This is a genomic window from Streptomyces tricolor (genome assembly GCF_002155905.1).
GTDB lineage: Bacteria > Actinomycetota > Actinomycetes > Streptomycetales > Streptomycetaceae > Streptomyces > Streptomyces tricolor.
This window is the reverse complement of the sequence record NZ_MUMF01000387.1, coordinates 1-16,830: the sequence shown is the minus strand read 5'-3', so window position 1 is coordinate 16,830 and position 16,830 is coordinate 1. Positions and strand designations below refer to the sequence as shown.

General features: G+C 71.9%; 16 protein-coding genes. 8 read left to right on the top strand and 8 right to left on the bottom strand.

Going from position 1 to position 16,830, the window contains the following annotated elements:
- A partial coding sequence (locus tag CCN44_RS26315) for a CynX/NimT family MFS transporter (protein ID WP_414820522.1) occupies positions 1-1,351 on the bottom strand: 1,351 nt, incomplete at its 3' end.
- A 133-nt stretch (positions 1,352-1,484) separates the two neighbouring features.
- Here CCN44_RS26315 and CCN44_RS26310 point away from each other — a divergent pair.
- The gene (locus CCN44_RS26310) at positions 1,485-2,177 is read left to right on the top strand and encodes a FadR/GntR family transcriptional regulator (RefSeq protein WP_059248561.1); all 693 of its coding nucleotides are present in this window, start codon (positions 1,485-1,487) and stop codon (positions 2,175-2,177) included.
- On the opposite strand, the gene CCN44_RS26305 is transcribed toward CCN44_RS26310, so the two are convergent.
- The 3 genes from CCN44_RS26305 to fabG all read right to left on the bottom strand — a co-directional run bounded on the left by CCN44_RS26305 (position 2,155) and on the right by fabG (position 4,141).
- The gene (locus CCN44_RS26305) at positions 2,155-2,505 is read right to left on the bottom strand and encodes a hypothetical protein (protein ID WP_059248562.1); all 351 of its coding nucleotides are present in this window, start codon (positions 2,503-2,505) and stop codon (positions 2,155-2,157) included. The two genes, CCN44_RS26310 and CCN44_RS26305, sit on opposite strands and share 23 nt — an antisense overlap.
- Before the next feature lie 158 nt (positions 2,506-2,663).
- The gene (fabI, locus tag CCN44_RS26300) at positions 2,664-3,431 is read right to left on the bottom strand and encodes an enoyl-ACP reductase FabI (protein ID WP_059248563.1); all 768 of its coding nucleotides are present in this window, start codon (positions 3,429-3,431) and stop codon (positions 2,664-2,666) included.
- Positions 3,432-3,436: 5 nt separating this feature from the next.
- On the bottom strand, positions 3,437-4,141 hold the full coding sequence (gene fabG / locus CCN44_RS26295) for a 3-oxoacyl-[acyl-carrier-protein] reductase (protein ID WP_086700110.1): 705 nt from the start codon (positions 4,139-4,141) through the stop codon (positions 3,437-3,439).
- A gap of 241 nt (positions 4,142-4,382) precedes the next feature.
- On the opposite strand from fabG, the gene CCN44_RS26290 reads away from it, so the two are divergent.
- The 3 genes from CCN44_RS26290 to tyrS are packed head-to-tail and all read left to right on the top strand — an operon-like array spanning position 4,383 to position 8,622.
- A complete protein-coding gene (locus tag CCN44_RS26290) occupies positions 4,383-5,906 on the top strand; it encodes a TldD/PmbA family protein (protein WP_059248565.1) in 1,524 nt (507 codons plus the stop codon).
- The gene (locus CCN44_RS26285; RefSeq protein ID WP_059248566.1) at positions 5,903-7,297 is read left to right on the top strand and encodes a metallopeptidase TldD-related protein; all 1,395 of its coding nucleotides are present in this window, start codon (positions 5,903-5,905) and stop codon (positions 7,295-7,297) included. The genes CCN44_RS26290 and CCN44_RS26285 overlap by 4 nt, the downstream gene beginning before the upstream one ends.
- A 56-nt stretch (positions 7,298-7,353) precedes the next feature.
- Positions 7,354-8,622, top strand: coding sequence for a tyrosine--tRNA ligase (gene tyrS, locus CCN44_RS26280; RefSeq protein WP_086700108.1), 1,269 nt, complete (start codon positions 7,354-7,356; stop codon positions 8,620-8,622).
- Between the two features lie 132 nt (positions 8,623-8,754).
- On the opposite strand, the gene CCN44_RS26275 is transcribed toward tyrS, so the two are convergent.
- Positions 8,755-9,036, bottom strand: coding sequence for a GlsB/YeaQ/YmgE family stress response membrane protein (locus tag CCN44_RS26275; RefSeq protein ID WP_059248568.1), 282 nt, complete (start codon positions 9,034-9,036; stop codon positions 8,755-8,757).
- A 245-nt stretch (positions 9,037-9,281) separates the two neighbouring features.
- Here CCN44_RS26275 and CCN44_RS26270 point away from each other — a divergent pair, with 245 nt between their 5' ends.
- Both CCN44_RS26270 and CCN44_RS26265 read left to right on the top strand, forming a co-directional pair.
- The gene (locus tag CCN44_RS26270; RefSeq protein WP_059248569.1) at positions 9,282-9,698 is read left to right on the top strand and encodes a DUF3099 domain-containing protein; all 417 of its coding nucleotides are present in this window, start codon (positions 9,282-9,284) and stop codon (positions 9,696-9,698) included.
- A 237-nt stretch (positions 9,699-9,935) separates the two neighbouring features.
- The gene (locus tag CCN44_RS26265; RefSeq protein WP_059248570.1) at positions 9,936-10,154 is read left to right on the top strand and encodes a hypothetical protein; all 219 of its coding nucleotides are present in this window, start codon (positions 9,936-9,938) and stop codon (positions 10,152-10,154) included.
- Positions 10,155-10,567: 413 nt separating this feature from the next.
- Here CCN44_RS26265 and moaA read toward each other — a convergent pair whose 3' ends face one another.
- The 3 genes from moaA to CCN44_RS26250 all read right to left on the bottom strand — a co-directional run bounded on the left by moaA (position 10,568) and on the right by CCN44_RS26250 (position 13,750).
- Positions 10,568-11,557, bottom strand: coding sequence for a GTP 3',8-cyclase MoaA (gene moaA, locus CCN44_RS26260; protein ID WP_059254884.1), 990 nt, complete (start codon positions 11,555-11,557; stop codon positions 10,568-10,570).
- A 184-nt stretch (positions 11,558-11,741) separates the two neighbouring features.
- Entirely contained in the window at positions 11,742-13,397 is a 1,656-nt protein-coding gene (locus tag CCN44_RS26255; RefSeq protein WP_086700104.1) for a solute symporter family protein, read from the bottom strand.
- Positions 13,394-13,750 carry a DUF485 domain-containing protein gene (locus CCN44_RS26250; RefSeq protein ID WP_059248572.1) on the bottom strand — a complete coding sequence of 119 codons (357 nt, stop codon included), beginning with the start codon at positions 13,748-13,750 and terminating at the stop codon, positions 13,394-13,396. The genes CCN44_RS26255 and CCN44_RS26250 overlap by 4 nt, the downstream gene beginning before the upstream one ends.
- Before the next feature lie 286 nt (positions 13,751-14,036).
- Here CCN44_RS26250 and CCN44_RS26245 point away from each other — a divergent pair, with 286 nt between their 5' ends.
- Both CCN44_RS26245 and CCN44_RS26240 read left to right on the top strand, forming a co-directional pair.
- The gene (locus CCN44_RS26245; RefSeq protein ID WP_086700101.1) at positions 14,037-15,566 is read left to right on the top strand and encodes a S8 family peptidase; all 1,530 of its coding nucleotides are present in this window, start codon (positions 14,037-14,039) and stop codon (positions 15,564-15,566) included.
- A gap of 89 nt (positions 15,567-15,655) precedes the next feature.
- Positions 15,656-16,830 (top strand): CoA transferase (locus tag CCN44_RS26240; RefSeq protein WP_107502109.1); only part of this gene is annotated, 1,175 nt, incomplete at its 3' end.

Below are 16,830 nucleotides of genomic sequence, written 5' to 3'. Positions count from 1 at the left end.
CGGGTACGCCGGGCTGTACCTCGCCCCGGCCGGTGGTGCCTGGGCCTGGGCGCTGCTGCTCGGCGTCTCCAACTGCGCCTTCCCGCTCGCGCTGACGATGGTCGGCATGCGGGCCCGCAGCGGCCCGGGCGTGGCCCAGCTGTCCGCGTTCGCGCAGAGCACCGGCTATCTGATCTCCATCCCCGGCCCGCTGCTGGTCGGCGTGCTCTACCAGCAGCGGGCCGGGGATGGAGATCAGATAGCCGGTGCTCTGCGCGAACGCGGACAGCTGGGCCACGCCCGGGCCGCTGCGGGCCCGCATGCCGACCATCGTCAGCGCGAGCGGGAAGGCGCAGTTGGAGACGCCGAGCAGCAGCGCCCAGGCCCAGGCACCACCGGCCGGGGCGAGGTACAGCCCGGCGTACCCGGCGAGGCCGCAGAAGCCCAGGACCAGCACGATCGGGCCCTGGTGGGGCAGCCGGGTGGCGACCCGCGGGATGACGAAGGCCAGCGGCACGCCCATCACCATGGTGACGGCGAGCAGCACGCCCGCGGTGCCCGCCGGGACGCCGGCGTCCCGGAAGATCTGCGGCATCCAGCCCATGGTGATGTAGGCGGCGGTGGCCTGGAGGCCGAAGAAGACGGCGAGCGACCAGGCCGTCCGGCTGCGGGTGATGCGCAGGGGGGCGTCGTGCTGCGCGGCCTGGCGCGCCGGTTCCTCCGGGCGGGCGGCCTCGGTGCCGCGGTCGCGGACGAGCGGCAGCCAGGGCAGCACGGCCGCGGCGGCGAGGGCCGCCCACACGGCGAGACCGGGCTGCCAGCCGCCGCCCATGGCGTCGGTCAGGGGAACGGTCACCGCGGCGGCGACGGAGGTGCCGAGGGCGAGGGCCATCGAGTACAGGCCGGTCATGGAGCCGACCCGGTCGGGGAACCAGCGCTTGACGATGACCGGCATCAGGACATTGCTGACGGCGATGCCCATCAGGGCGAGCGCGCTGGCGGCCAGGAATCCGGCCGTGTTGCCGACGTACGGCCGTATGAGCAGGCCGGCGGTGATGGCGGCCATGCCGGCGCACACCACGGCCGCCGGTCCGAAGCGGCGGGCCAGGCGGGGCGCGGTGACCCCGAAGACGGCGAAGCACAGCGGGGGCACGGAGGTGAGCAGGCCGGCCACGCTGCCGCTCATGCCGAGCCCGTCGCGGACTTCCTCCAGGAGGGCGCCGAGGCTGGTGATGGCGGGACGGAGGTTCAGCGCGGAGAGCACGATGCCGACGACGACCAGCCGGACCGCCCACGCGCGTGTGCGGTCCGCGCCGGGCGCCGGCCCTTGGGCGCGCGTCGCGCCGGCCGTGCCGCGTTCGGTCGATGACATCGCCGTACGGGTCTCCACTGTCCGGGTTTCCTCACTCACCATGAGACCCATCATAGAATCATGGGATGATTGGTTGTCCATCCCGTCGGACCCCGTGGCTCTCCCGCCCGGGCCTCTCGTGCGAAGGTGTGCCATGCCTTTGAGCCACCCGCGCCGGTCGGCGCTGTCCGAGCAGGTCATCGCCGAACTGCGGCACCAGATCACCTCCGGCGAGTGGCCGGTCGGCTCGCGCATCCCGACGGAGCCGGAACTGGTCGAGCAGCTCGGAGTCGCCCGCAACACCGTCCGTGAGGCCGTCCGGGCGCTCGCCCACAACGGCCTGCTGGACATCCGCCAGGGCTCCGGAACGTACGTCGTGGCCACGAGCGAGCTGGCCGGCGTGATGCACCGCCGCTTCGCCGACGCCGACCCGCGGCACATCGCCGAGCTGCGGGCCACGCTGGAGTCGGCCGCGGCGAAGCTGGCCGCCGAGCGGCGTACCGAGAAGGACCTCAAGCAGCTGGACACGCTGCTGGCCCGGCGGGAGGAGGTCTGGGAGAGCGGCGACGCGGAGGCCTTCGTGACCGCCGACGCCACCTTCCACCTGGCCGTGGTGGCCGCCAGCCACAACGACGTGATGACCGCGATGTACGCCGACCTGGGCGAGGTGCTGCGGGACTGGCTGCGCGCGGACGTGGGGGCGGAGCTGACGCCGGAGACGCACATGGACCACGCGCGCCTGGTGGACGCGATCCGCGCGGGGGACGCGGAGGCGGCGTCGGCGGAGGCCGGGAGCTATCCGTTCCTGTGCAACCCGGGCCGGTTCACCGCGCCTTCTGGTGGCTGATCCAGACCGAGCGGACCTCCTTCCAGCACCGCCCGGTGAGCCGTACGGTCAGGGCGGGCTCGACGTCCACGGGCGCGCTGTCGGTGTCGATGTCCCACCAGCGGTCGCACTCGATGTGCAGCCGCACCCGGTCGGTGTCGACATAGGGATTGTGGCAGTAGGCCTCCACGTGGGAGCCCTGCACGGCCGTACGGCACGAGGCGCCGAACCGGCTCGGCGCGGGCGGCTTGCCGTCGCTCACGCGCGCGTGCGGCAGCGCGTCGTACGGCAGCGACAGCACGAGGGCCAGGGCCACGGTCACCGGGGCCAGGCTGCGGGACAGGCGCACAAGGGGACCTCCTCGGCCGGGCTGCGGAGGGACGCGCGGGGGACGGCGTAATCCAGGGTGCGCCGCCGGCGCGGCGGCGGCCCGGCCGGTGAGCCGAACGGGTGACGCCCCGCTCCCCGCCGACGGCGGGAAACGGGGCGTCGGTGCTGCTCGGGCGATCAGGCGCCGATGGCGTGCAGGCCGCCGTCGACGTGGATGATCTCGCCCGTGGTCTTCGGGAACCAGTCGCTCAGCAGGGCCACGACACCGCGGCCGGCCGGCTCGGGGTCCTTCAGGTCCCACTCCAGCGGGGAGCGGGAGTCCCACACGGAGGCCAGCTCGCTGAAGCCCGGAATGGACTTGGCGGCCATGGAGCCGATCGGGCCCGCCGAGATGAGGTTGCAGCGGATGTTCTGCTTGCCCAGGTCGCGCGCCATGTAGCGGTTGGTCGCCTCCAGGGCGGCCTTGGCCGGGCCCATCCAGTCGTACTGCGGCCAGGCGTACTGGGCGTCGAAGGTGAGGCCGACGACCGAGCCGCCGTTCTGCATCAGCGGCAGGCAGGCCATGGTCAGCGACTTCAGGGAGAACGCCGAGACGTGCATGGCGGTGGCCACCGACTCGAACGGCGTGTTCAGGAAGTTGCCGCCGAGCGCGTCCTGCGGCGCGAAGCCGATGGAGTGCACGAGGCCGTCCAGGCCGCCCAGCTCCTCGCCGACCACGTCGGCCAGGCGCGCGAGGTGCTCCTCGTTCGTCACGTCCAGCTCGATGACCTTGGCCGGCTTCGGCAGCTTCTTGGCGATGCGCTCGGTCAGCGTGGGCCGCGGGAACGCGGTCAAGATGATCTCGGCACCCTGCTCCTGGGCGAGCTTGGCGACGTGGAAGGCGATGGAGGACTCCATCAGCACACCCGTGACCAGGATGCGCTTGCCCTCGAGAATTCCGCTCATGGTGATCAGTGACCCATTCCCAGTCCGCCGTCAACCGGAATGACGGCTCCAGTGATGTACGAGGCGTCGTCCGAGGCGAGGAACCGCACCGTGGCGGCGATCTCCTCGGGCTGCGCGTAACGGCCGAGCGGCACCTGCGCGACGATGTTCTGGCGCTGCTCGTCGCTGAGCACCTTGGTCATGTCGGTGTCGACGAAGCCGGGCGCGACGACGTTGAAGGTGATGTTGCGCGAGCCCAGCTCCCGGGCGAGGGAACGCGCGAAGCCGACCAGGGCGGCCTTGGAGGCGGCGTAGTTCGCCTGCCCCGCCGAGCCCAGCAGACCGACCACGGACGAGATCAGGACGACCCGGCCCTTCTTGGCGCGCAGCATGCCGCGGTTGGCGCGCTTGACGACCCGGAAGGTGCCCGTGAGGTTGGTGTCGATGACCGAGGTGAAGTCGTCCTCGGACATGCGCATCAAGAGCTGGTCCTTGGTCACGCCGGCGTTGGCGATCAGGACCTCCACCGGACCGTGCTGGTCCTCGATCTCCTTGTAGGCCTGCTCCACCTGCTCCGGATCGGTGATGTCGCACTTGACGGCCAGGAAGCCGGCCGGCGGCTCACCCGAGCGATACGTGATCGCAACCTTGTCGCCGGCGTCGGCGAAAGCGCGGGCGATGGCGAGGCCGATGCCCCGGTTGCCTCCGGTGACGAGAACCGAGCGGCTCAACGGATCACCCTTTCGATAGCGGTCTGACAGATCCGCCCGAATCCCTGGATGGCAGGCGGCTTCATCGAAAACCTATCGGTACCGCCACGCGCACGGGCAAGCGGGCACCGACAGTGGCGCGGGGGTGTCACTGTCGGGTCCCTACAGAAGGAGCCGGTTTCCGGGACCCGAACAGGTGGTCCGCCCGCCCGCTCACGCGACATGATCGGACGCGACAGGCCACGACAGCAGGGAGACCTCCGTGCCTCATTCCATCGACGAAGCCTTCACGGCGCTTCCCCTCAGGGCCCTCGCCGACGCCGCGCTCGCACGCGCGCGTGCGCTGGGGGCCGAGCACGCGGACTTCCGGTTCGAGCGGGTGCGCAGTGCCGCCTGGCGGCTGCGGGACGCCAGGCCCGCCGGATCGTCGGACACCACCGACCTCGGGTACGCGGTGCGGGTCGTGCACGGGGGTACGTGGGGCTTCGCCTCCGGGGTGGATCTGACCATGGACGCCGCCGCCCGGGTCGCCTCGCAGGCGGTGGCCATGGCCAAGCTGTCCGCGCAGGTGATCAAGGCCGCCGGGTCCGACGAGCGCGTCGAGCTGGCCGACGAGCCGGTGCACGCCGACCGGACGTGGGTGTCGTCGTACGAGATCGACCCGTTCTCGGTGCCGGACGAGGAGAAGTCGGCGCTGCTCGCGGAGTGGAGCAGCCGGCTGCTGGCCGCGAACGGCGTCGACCACGTGGACGCCTCGCTGCTCACCGTCCACGAGAACAAGTTCTACGCCGATACGGCCGGGACCGTGACGACCCAGCAGCGGGTGCGGCTGCATCCGCAGCTGACGGCGGTGTCGGTCGACGAGTCGAGCGGCGAGTTCGACTCGATGCGCACCCTCGCGCCGCCGGCGGGGCGCGGCTGGGAGTACCTGACCGGGACCGGCTGGGACTGGGACGCCGAGCTGGCGCGGATCCCGGAGCTGCTCGCCGAGAAGATGCGGGCGCCCAGCGTGGAGCCGGGCCTGTACGACCTGGTGATCGACCCGTCCAACCTGTGGCTGACCATCCACGAGTCCATCGGCCACGCCACCGAGCTGGACCGCGCCCTCGGCTACGAGGCCGCGTACGCCGGCACCTCCTTCGCCACCTTCGACCAGCTGGGCAAGCTGAAGTACGGCTCCGAGCTGATGAACGTCACCGGCGACCGCACCGCCGAGCACGGCCTCGCCACCATCGGCTACGACGACGAGGGCGTCGAGGCCCAGTCCTGGGACCTGGTGAAGGACGGCACGCTGGTGGGCTACCAGCTGGACCGGCGGATCGCCCGGCTGACCGGGTTCGAGCGGTCCAACGGCTGCGCGTACGCCGACTCGCCCGCGCACGTGCCGGTGCAGCGCATGGCCAATGTCTCGCTGCGGCCGGACCCGGCCGGGCTGTCCACCGAGGACCTGATCGGGGGCGTCGACCGGGGCATCTACGTGGTCGGCGACCGGTCCTGGTCGATCGACATGCAGCGGTACAACTTCCAGTTCACCGGCCAGCGCTTCTTCAAGATCGAGAACGGGCGGATCACCGGACAGCTGAAGGACGTCGCCTACCAGGCCACGACCACGGACTTCTGGGGCTCGATGGCCGCCGTGGGCGGGCCGCAGACCTACGTGCTCGGCGGTGCCTTCAACTGCGGCAAGGCCCAGCCGGGGCAGGTCGCCGCCGTGTCCCACGGGTGCCCGTCCGCCCTCTTCAAGGGCGTCAACATCCTCAACACCACGCAGGAGGCCGGCCGATGAGCGCCCGCACCAACCAGCCGCACGAGATCGTCGAGCAGGCGCTCGCGCTGTCCCGCGCCGACGGCTGCGTCGTCATCGCCGACGAGCACTCCACCGCCAACCTGCGCTGGGCGGGCAACGCGCTCACCACCAACGGTGTGACGCGGGGCCGTACGCTCACCGTGATCGCGACCGTGGACGGCAAGGAGGGCACCGCCTCCGGTGTGGTGTCGCGGTCCGCGGTCACCGCGGAGGAGCTGGAGCCGCTGGTGCGGGCCGCCGAGGCCGCCGCGCGCGGTGCCGGGCCCGCCGAGGACGCGCAGCCGCTGGTCACCGGGGTTCCCGAGTCTCCCGACTTCACGGACGCGCCCGCCGAGACGTCCTCCGCCGTGTTCGCCGACTTCGCCCCGGCCCTCGGCGAGGCCTTCGCACGCGCGCGTGCCGGCGGCCGGGAGCTGTACGGCTTCGCCAACCACGAGCTGGTGTCGACGTACCTGGGGACGTCCACCGGGCTGCGGCTGAGGCACGACCAGCCCACCGGCACGCTGGAGCTGAACGCCAAGTCACCGGACCGCACCCGCTCGGCGTGGGCCGGCCGGTCCACCCGCGACTTCAAGGACGTCGACCCGGGCGCGCTGGACGCCGAGCTGGCCGTACGGCTGGGCTGGGCGGAGCGGCGCCTTGACCTGCCCGCGGGCCGCTACGAGACGCTGCTGCCGCCCACCGCCGTGGCGGACCTGCTGATCTACCAGCTGTGGTCGGCGTCGGGCCGGGACGCGGCCGAGGGGCGGACGGTCTTCTCCAAGCCCGGAGGCGGCACCCGGGTCGGCGAGAAGCTGAGCGAGCTGCCACTGACGCTGCGCAGCGACCCGAACGAGCCCGGCCTGGAGTGCCCGCCGTTCCTGATCGCCCACTCCTCCGGCGGCGACCAGTCGGTGTTCGACAACGGGCTGCCGGCCCACGCCACGGAGTGGATCGGCGAGGGCGTGCTCAAGCACCTGACCACCACCCGGCACAGCGCGGGCCTGACCGGCCTGCCGGTCGCCCCGGTGCTGGGCAACCTGATCCTGGACGGCGGGGACGACCGCTCGCTGGAGGAGATGGTCGCGGCCACCGAGCGCGGGCTGCTGCTGACCTGCCTGTGGTACATCCGCGAGGTGGACCCGGCGACGCTGCTGCTGACGGGCCTGACCCGGGACGGCGTCTACCTCGTGGAGAACGGCGAGGTCACCGGGCAGGTGAACAACTTCCGGTTCAACGAGTCGCCGGTGGACCTGCTGGGCCGGGCCACGGAGGCCGGGCGGACCGAGAAGACGCTGCCGCGCGAGTGGAGCGACTGGTTCACCCGGGCCGCGATGCCCGCGCTGCGGATCCCCGATTTCAATATGAGCTCTGTCAGCCAGGGCGTATAACCTCGTAGTCGGCTGTCACCCGACGGCCCGAAGATCACCAAGGAGACACGAGAACCGTGACGGACATCGTCGACGAGCTGAAGTGGCGGGGGCTCATCGCCCTCTCCACGGACGAGGACGCACTGCGCAAGGCGTTCGCGGACGGCCCCGTCACGTTCTATTGCGGCTTCGACCCGACCGCGCCCAGCCTGCACCTGGGCAACCTGGTGCAGATCCTGACGATGCGCCGCATCCAGGAGGCGGGCAACCGTCCGCTGGCGCTGGTCGGCGGTGCCACGGGTCTCATCGGCGACCCCAAGCCCACCGCCGAGCGCACGCTGAACGCGCCGGAGGTGGTGGCCGGCTGGGTGGAGCGGCTGCGCGCCCAGATCGAGCCGCTGCTCCACTTCGACGGGCCGAACGCCGCGGTGATGGTCAACAACCTGGACTGGACCCAGGGCCTGTCGGCCATCGAGTTCCTGCGGGACATCGGCAAGCACTTCCGCGTCAACAAGATGATCGCCAAGGAGGCCGTCTCCCGCCGGCTCAACTCCGACGCGGGCATCAGCTACACCGAGTTCAGCTACCAGATCCTGCAGGGCATGGACTTCCTGGAGCTGTACCGGCGGCACGGCTGCACGCTGCAGACCGGCGGCAGCGACCAGTGGGGCAACCTCACCTCGGGCACGGACCTGATCCACCGGGTCGAGCCGGACGCCGTGGTGCACGCGCTGGGCACCCCGCTGATCACCAAGGCGGACGGCACCAAGTTCGGCAAGACCGAGTCCGGCACGGTGTGGCTCGACCCCGAGATGACCACGCCGTACGCGTTCTACCAGTTCTGGGTCAACGCGGACGACCGGGACGTCTCCAAGTTCCTGCGCATCTTCAGCTTCCGGTCCCGTGAGGAGATCGAGGAGCTGGAGCGGCAGACGCAGGAGCGTCCGCAGGCCCGGGCGGCGCAGCGGGCGCTCGCCGAGGAGCTGACGACGCTGGTGCACGGCGCCGAGCAGACGGCCGCGGTGATCGCCGCGTCCCGCGCCCTCTTCGGGCAGGGCGAGCTGGCGGAGCTGGACGAGCGGACGCTCGCGGCGGCCCTGTCCGAGGTGCCGCACGTCCAGGTGACCGAGCCGGCTCCGGTGGTGGACCTGTTCGCCGAGGTCGGCCTGGTCGCCAGCAAGTCCGCCGCGCGGCGCACCGTGAAGGAGGGCGGGGCCTACGTGAACAACGTGAAGGTCACCGCTGAGGACGCGGTGCCCACCGCCGAGGACCTGATCCACGGACGGTGGCTGGTGCTGCGGCGCGGGAAGAAGAACCTGGCCGCCGTCGAGGTCACCGGCGCCTGAGCGTCGCAGGGGCGTGGGTGAGTCGGCGGCTGCGGCTTGCTTCGTCGTGGGGTCGCGCCCACGCGGCGGAGCCGCGGAGCGAGCACTCCCCCGCGCCCCATTCGCGGCGCTGCCCTCAGGGCGCCCGAGGGCTCAGGCCCGCTGGTGCTTCCGCTTCCCCAGCGTCGCCATGTACAGGGCGTCCACGGCCGCGACGATGATGATCGCCGCCACGAGCTGGAAGGCGTGCCGGCTCCAGTCGATGCCGGGGGTCGCCTCCACGCCGGCCGCGCGGGCCACCGCGTTGCCCACGATGGCGCCCAGCATGCCGCAGATGGTGGTCAGCCACAGGGGACTGTGCTGCTTGCCCGGGATGACCGCCTTGGCGATGAGGCCCAGCACGAATCCCACGATGATCGCCCACAACCAGCCCATGGCTGCCTCCTCGTACGGCTCGACGTGAGCATTACCGCCAGTGTGGTGCGGTCCGCCGTACGGCGCATGTCGGGCTCCCCCGTACGCGGCGTCGTCTGCGGCGTCGTCGCAGGCAGTGGGCGACCCGGTCTCGAAGGCGGCGGGGGCGCGGCGTACCGTGGGAGGTGTCACGGCCCGGTTCCCCGCCGGGGGTGGACGAGGATGCGGGCCGGGGAGAGTCCGATGCGGGCGGATGGTGGAATGTGATGCGGAAGCAGCACGGCGGGAGCGGCCAGGTTTTCCGGATCACCGGTGCCCGGACCGGACTCGCCGAGGATGTCCGGGGCCGGCAGCGGCGGTACGTGATCTCGATGTCGATCCGTACCGTGTCGGTGATCCTCGCGGTCGCGCTGTGGAACGTCGAGCGCTACGTCGCCATCGTCGCGCTCGTGCTCGGTGCGGCCCTCCCCTACATCGCCGTGGTGATCGCCAACGCGGGCCGGGAGAGGCCGCCGTCCCTACCGTCGACCTTCGTCACCGCTCCGATGAGACCGATGATCGCGCCGGCTCCGGCCGAGGACGAACGGGCGGAGGCGTGGCAATCCGTACGGGAGTCCGCGCCGGGGGACGGGCCGGCGAATCCGGCGGCCGGAGTGCGTGGTGAGCGTCCCGGGCCCGCCTGAGCACGACGGACGCGGCGGGAGCGGCGGAAGCGGAATGCCGTCGTACGTCAAGCTCAGGAAAAGCTCAGATCAATCCTGCTGTTCCGGTGCCGGGCGGCGGGGTACCCGTGACATACTGCGTACGCGCTCCGCATCCCCCGTCGGAGCGATGGACCGACGCCGGGCAGCTCCCCCCGTGGCTGCCCGGCGTCGCCGTGTTCGCGCCCCTTCGTGAAACGACGAACCCGAGACGAAACCGTGAGTGACGAGACCCCGATCTGCTCCGCCAAGGGCTGCCGTGCCACTGCCGTGTGGGTGCTGGCGTGGAACAACCCGAAGATCCATACGCCGGAGCGGCGCAAGACATGGCTGGCCTGCGAGGAGCACCGCGAGCATCTGTCGCAGTTCCTGGGCGTCCGGGGGTTCTTGAAGGACGTGGTGGCGTTCGAGGAGTGGCGGGCGGCCGAGGGAGCCTAGGGCCGTGCGGCCGGCCGGATCTTGCCGGGGCCGCGGGGCCTGAAGCCGACCGGCCAGCCGGGCCGTGCCCGGGGCCGCGGGGCCTGAAGCGAACCGCCGACCGGTGCTTGCCTGAGCCGAAGAGCCTGAAGCCGACCGCTGACCAGGGCCCGCCAGAGCCGCGGGACCTAAAGCCGACCAGCCAGCCGGGCCGTGCCCAGGGCCGCGGGGCCTGAAGCGCACCGCCGACCAGAGCCCGCCGGGGCCGAAGATCCAGAAGCCGACCGCCGACCAGGGCCCGCCAGAGCCGCGGGACCTAAAGCCAACCAGCCAGCCGGGCCATGCCTAGGGCCGCGGGGCCTGGAGCCGACCGTCGGCCGGGGCCTGCCCGGGCCGAGGGGGTCGGCGGCGACCTGGGGTGCCGGCAGGTCGTCCTAGCCGCCGATCGCGGACATCGGGCGGTCCGGCTGGACGAACGACGGGTCGTCCAGGCCCGCTCCCGCCTTCTTGCCCCACATCGCCAGGCGCCAGATGCGGGCGATCTCCTCGTCCGGGGCGCCCGAGCGCAGGGCCGCGCGCAGGTCGGTCTCCTCGGTGGCGAACAGGCAGGTCCGTATCTGGCCGTCGGCGGTGAGGCGGGTGCGGTCGCAGGCCGCGCAGAACGGCCGGGTGACCGAGGCGATCACGCCGACCCGGTGCGGGCCGCCGTCCACCAGCCAGCGCTCCGCGGGTGCCGAACCGCGCTCGGCCGCGCCCTCGGGGCTGAGCTCGAAGCGGGTGCGCAGGGAGGCCAGGATGTCCCCGGCGGTGACCATGCCCTCGCGCTTCCAGCCGTGCTGGGCGTCCAGGGGCATCTGCTCGATGAAGCGCAGCTCGTAGTCGTGCTCCACCGCCCAGGCGAGCAGGTCCGGGGCCTCGTCGTCGTTCAGCCCCGGCATCAGGACGGAGTTGACCTTGACGGGGGTCAGACCGGCCTCGCGGGCGGCTTCGAGGCCCTCCAGTACGTCCTTGTGGCGGTCGCGCCGGGTGAGGGTCTTGAAGACGTCCGGGCGGAGGGTGTCCAGGGAGACGTTGACCCGGTCCAGGCCCGCCGCCTTCAGGGCGGTCGCGGTGCGCCTGAGGCCGATGCCGTTGGTGGTGAGGGACATCTGCGGGCGCGGCGCGAGGGCCGCGACGCGCTCGACGATGCCGACCAGGCCCGGGCGCAGCAGCGGCTCGCCGCCGGTGAAGCGGACCTCCTCGATGCCGAGCGTGCGGACCGCGATGTCGATGAGCCGGACGATCTCGTCGTCCGTGAGCAGGTCGGGCTTGGCCAGCCACTGCAGGCCCTCCTCGGGCATGCAGTAGGTGCAGCGCAGATTGCACCGGTCGGTCAACGAGACCCTCAGGTCGGTGGCCACTCGGCCGTAAGTGTCGATGAGCACGTGGGCCCCCTCCCTCTGCCGGTCACCCATTTTCGGTCGGGCATGCGTCCTGCGTCACCAGTGAGCCTACGTGACCCCGCTGACATCGACAGCGGCCCGATCCCACGAGGACGACGCGACCGCGTCGTAGGACCGTACAGTCCCGGACGACGCGGTCGTCGGTACGAACCGTCGGTGCGCTGCGTCAGTGCGCTCCGGTGCCGGTCAGGGACCGCACCTCCAGTTCCGCGTACTTGCCCGCGTCCGGGGTCTCCTTCGACAGCAGGGTGCCCACGACGCCGAGCAGGAATCCGACCGGGATGGAGATGAGGCCGGGGTTCTCCAGCGGGAACCAGTGGAAGTCGACGTCGGGGAACATCGAGGTCGGCTTGCCGGAGACCACCGGCGAGAACAGCACCAGGCCGACCGCGGTGACCAGGCCGCCGTAGATGGACCACAGGGCGCCGGTGGTGGTGAACCGCTTCCAGAACAGGCTGTAGAGGATGGTCGGCAGGTTGGCGGAGGCGGCGACCGCGAAGGCGAGGGCGACCAGGCCGGCCACGTTGAGGTCGCGGGCCAGGGCGCCGAGGACGATCGAGACCGCGCCGATGCCGACGGTCGCCCAGCGGGCCGCGCTCACCTCCTGCTTGTCGGTGGCCTGGCCCCGCTTGATGACGTTCGCGTAGATGTCGTGCGCGAACGAGGACGAGGAGGCCAGGGTCAGGCCGGCGACGACCGCGAGAATCGTGGCGAAGGCGACCGCGGAGATGGTGGCGAGCAGGATGGCTCCCCAGTTGGAGTCGACGCCGCCCAGGTGCAGCGCCAGGAGGGGGGCCGCGGTGTTGCCCGCCTTGTTGGAGGCGATGATCTCGCCCGGTTTGATCAGGGCGGCGGCGCCGAAGCCGAGGGCGAGGGTCATCAGGTAGAAGGCGCCGATCAGGCCGATCGCCCAGATGACGGACTTCCGGGCGGCCTTGGCGGTGGGGACCGTGTAGAAGCGGATCAGGATGTGCGGCAGACCGGCGGTGCCCAGGACCAGGGCGATGCCGAGCGAGAGGAAGTCCAGCTTGGTGGTGCCGGTGGCGCCGTACTTCAGGCCGGGCTCCAGGAAGGCGCTGCCCTTGCCGCTGTTGTCGGCGGCCCTGCCGAGCAGCTCGGAGACGTCGAAGTCGAATTTCAGCAGGACGAGGAAGGTGAGCAGCAGGGCGCCGGCGATCAGCAGGACCGCCTTGACCATCTGGACCCAGGTGGTGCCCTTCATGCCGCCGATGGTGACGTACACGATCATCAGTACGCCGACCAGGGCGACGATGCCGATCTTGCCGCCGTCGCTGGTGATGCCGAGGAGCAGGGAGACGAGGACGCCTGCGCCGGCCATCTGGGCCAGCAGGTAGAAGATCGACACCACGATCGTGGAGGTGCCGGCGGCCGTGCGCACGGGGCGCTGGCGCATCCGGTAGGCCAGCACGTCGCCCATGGTGTAGCGGCCGGAGTTGCGCAGCGGCTCGGCGACCAGGAGCAGGGCGACGAGCCAGGCGACGAGGAAGCCGATGGAGTACAGGAAGCCGTCGTAGCCGAAGAGGGCGATGGCGCCGGCGATGCCGAGGAAGGATGCGGCGGACATGTAGTCGCCGGAGACGGCGAGGCCGTTCTGGAAACCGGTGAACTGCCGTCCGCCGGCGTAGAAGTCGGCGGCGTCCTTGGTCTGCCGGCCGGCCCAGACGGTGATGACGAGGGTCGCGGCGACGAACACCGCGAACAGGGTGATGATCAGCGTCCGGTGCTCGCTGGCCTCGCCGGCGGCGAGCAGGGTGTGCGACGCCCGGCCGGTGGCCGAGAGGGTGTGCTGCACGGGGGTCATGCTCCGCCCTCCATCCGGGACTTGATGGCCTCGGCCCTGGGGTCGAGCTTGGCGGCGGCGTGCCGCGCGTACCACCAGGCGATGAGGAACGTGGTGACGAACTGGGCGAGGCCCAGGACGAGGGCCACGTTGATGTTGCCGGCCACCTTGGTGCCCATGAAGTCGCCCGCGTAGTTGGAGAGCAGGACGTACAGCAGGTACCAGGCGGCGAAGGCGATGGTCAGCGGAAAGGCGAAGGAGCGGTGGGCGCGGCGCAGTTCACCGAACTCCGCGCTCTGCTGCACCTCGGTGAACTCCTCGGTGGAGGGAAGGGAAGCTTGGGGTTTCGCGGGTGGCGGTGTCTCGGTAGCCACGGGCTCTCCTCGCGTCACGGACATGCGCTGTCTGGCCTCACAGGACCGGGGATCACGTTACCGGTAGTCGCCTCGCGACTCCGCAGTGTGATTCCGGCGGCGGGGGCACCGAGGTGACGGGCCCCCGTCCACGGTCACGGCGGCCCGCGCGGACCGGTTCAACTCCGTCGGACTCTTTCGGAGATCGCGCGCGGCCGATAGCTTCGGCCTGCACCACCCGTCATGTACCTGCCCGAGCGCGACCCGTGTCTCGGGCGGTTCCGTATCCGGATGATGTGGAGATCCCATGGCTCATCTGCGCTCCAGACGCCGCCTCGCGCTCGCCGTGCCGGTCGTGCTGTCGCTGACCGCCTCGCTCGGCTTCCTGCCGTCGGTGGCCTCGGCGGCGCCGGCCGCCGGCACGGTGGCGCGGGCGGCGGACGGTCCGAATCTCGCCTACGTGGTCAACACCCGTACGGACCGCCGCACGATCGAGTCCGTGCGCCGGGAGATAACGCGCAACGGCGGCACGATCGTGGCCGGTTACGACCGGATCGGCGTCATCGTCGCCCACTCCGCGAACCCGGACTTCGGCGCGCGGATGCGTGCGGTGCGCGGGGTGGACTCGGCCGGCGCCACCCGCACGGCACCGCTCAGCGCGGCGGGGACGACGGACGAGGGCGCGGCGCAGGTCCTGTCCCGGGCGGAGCAGGCGCGGCTCACGGCGAACGCGGCGGCGGGCGAGGAGCCGCTGGAGGCGGACCAGTGGGACCTGCGGGCGATCGGTGCCGACCGGGCCGCGCGCATCAACCCGGGCAGCCGGAACGTGACCGTCGGTGTCATCGACACGGGCGTCGACGACACCCACCCGGACATCGCCCCGAACTTCTCGGCGTCCCAGTCGGCGAACTGCGTGAGCGGCAAGGCGGACACGACGTACGGCGCGTGGCGGCCGGTGGACGCCGACCACTACCACGGCACCCATGTGGCCGGTGAGATAGCCGCCGCCCGCAACGGCGTCGGCGTGGCCGGTGTGGCGCCGGGGGTGAAGGTCGCGAGCATCACGGTGTCGCAGCCGGACGAGAAGTCGCTGTTCTACCCGGAGAGCGTGGTCTGCGCGTTCGTGTTCGCCGCGGACCACGGCATCGAGATCACCAACAACAGCTACTACGTTGATCCGTGGCTGTACAACTGCATGGACGACCCCGATCAGCGCGCCATCGTCGACGCGGTCAACAGGGCCCAGCTGTACGCCCAGCGCAAGGGCACGCTCAACGTCGCCTCGGCGGGCAACTCCAACCACGACCTGGACGCCGACGCGATCGTGGACGACTCCAGCCCCGACGACTCGACGACCCCCCAGACCCGCACGATCGACCCGCACGAGTGCTTCGACATACCGACCCAGCTGCCCGGTGTGGTGACGGTGAGCGCGGTGGGCGTGAAGGGCGCCAAGTCGTACTACTCCAGCTACGGCCGGGGCGTGGTCGACGTGGCCGGGCCGGGCGGCGACCGGTACCAGATCCCGGACACGCCGTCGAAGAACGGGCGCATCCTGTCCACCATGCCGAACAACCAGTACGGCTTCCTGCAGGGCACCTCGATGGCCTCGCCGCACGTGGCCGCGGTGGCCGCGCTGCTCAAATCGGCCCGTCCGCACGCCACTCCGGCCCAGTTGCAGGCGCTGCTGAAGGCACAGGCGGACAACCCGGGCTGCCCGACGGAGCCGTACGACGGTAATGGCGACGGGGTCGTGGACGCCACCTGCGTCGGCGGCAAGCGGGTGAACGGCTTCTTCGGCTTGGGCGTCGTCAACGCGCTGCGCGCGGTCAAGTAACGGCGCGGGGCACGCGGCGGCGGGGCACCTCACCGCCGTGAACTCTTCACTATGCAGTGTTGATTGAATCAATACTGCATAGTGAAGTAATGACTGCAATCAAGGATGCCTGGGGTGCCCTGGGCGGGCGGCCCGATCTGGTGTCGCGCGTGTCGGCCGTCGTGCGCCCGGACGTGCTCGACGCCCGGCTGCCCGTCCGGGAACTGGCACGCGCGTGTGTCGGAGCGTGCGCGCTGGCCGCCGCCGAGCTGGGGGCGCGGCGGGCCGGGCTCGCCGAGGTGCCGGCGGTCACCGTGGACGACGGCGCGGTGGCCGCCGCCTTCCACAGCGAGCGGCTGCTCCGGGTCGACGGCCGGGCGCCGGTCTCCTTCGCGCCGCTGTCGCGGTTCTGGCGCGCCGCCGACGGCTGGGTGCGCACCCACGCCAACTACCCGCACCACCGGCACCGGCTGCTCGGCGCGCTGGGCCTGCCCGCGGACGCCTCGGCGGAGGCGGTCGCCGGACGGCTCGCCGAGCGCTCCGCGCTGGAGACCGAGGAGGCCGTGTACCGCGCCGGCGGCCTCGCCGTGGCCCTGCGCACGCCCGCGCAGTGGCAGGCCCATCCGCAGGCCGCCGAGGTGGCCGCACGCCCGCTGGTGGAGCGTGCGCGGCTGGACGCGGCCCCCGCGCGCGTGTTCGCGCCGCCGGCTCCGGCCGCCCCTGCCCTGCTGCCCGCCGCCGGGCTGCGCGTCCTGGACCTGACCCGGGTGCTGGCGGGTCCGGTCGCCACCCGCACCCTGGCGCTGCTGGGCGCAGACGTCCTGCGCGTGGACGCCCCCTGGCTGCCGGAACTCCCGGACCAGCACGCCGACACGGGCTTCGGCAAACGGTCCGCCACACTCGATCTGGCCGCCGGCCGGGACACCTTCGAGAAGCTGCTGAGCACGGCCGACGTCGTGGTGACCGGGTACCGGCCGGGGACCCTCGACCGGTTCGGGCTCGCCCCGCACGCGCTGGCCGAGCGGCGTCCCGGCCTCGTCGTCGCCCAGGTGTCGGCGTGGGGCGGGTACGGCCCCTGGGGCGGGCGGCGCGGCTTCGACAGCCTGGTGCAGGTCGCGACGGGCATCGCGGTCACCGAGGGCACGGCCGAGCGGCCCGGCGCCCTGCCCGCGCAGGCCCTGGACCACGGCACCGGTTACCTCCTGGCGGCGGCCGTGCTGCGGGCGCTGACCGAGCAGTCGTATGCGGGCGGTCCGGGCCAGCGCCAGCCGGACCAGCCTGCTCC

Bases quoted from the DNA above. Each gene is read 5' to 3' on its own strand.
- CCN44_RS26310 (WP_059248561.1), top strand. From the start codon at position 1,485: ATGCCTTTGAGCCACCCGCGCCGGTCGGCGCTGTCCGAGCAGGTCATC.
- fabI (WP_059248563.1), bottom strand. From the start codon at position 3,431: ATGAGCGGAATTCTCGAGGGCAAGCGCATCCTGGTCACGGGTGTGCTG.
- CCN44_RS26255 (WP_086700104.1), bottom strand. From the start codon at position 13,397: ATGACCCCCGTGCAGCACACCCTCTCGGCCACCGGCCGGGCGTCGCAC.
- CCN44_RS26285 (WP_059248566.1), top strand. From the start codon at position 5,903: ATGAGCGCCCGCACCAACCAGCCGCACGAGATCGTCGAGCAGGCGCTC.
- CCN44_RS26275 (WP_059248568.1), bottom strand. From the start codon at position 9,036: ATGGGCTGGTTGTGGGCGATCATCGTGGGATTCGTGCTGGGCCTCATC.
- CCN44_RS26270 (WP_059248569.1), top strand. From the start codon at position 9,282: ATGCGGAAGCAGCACGGCGGGAGCGGCCAGGTTTTCCGGATCACCGGT.
- CCN44_RS26245 (WP_086700101.1), top strand. From the start codon at position 14,037: ATGGCTCATCTGCGCTCCAGACGCCGCCTCGCGCTCGCCGTGCCGGTC.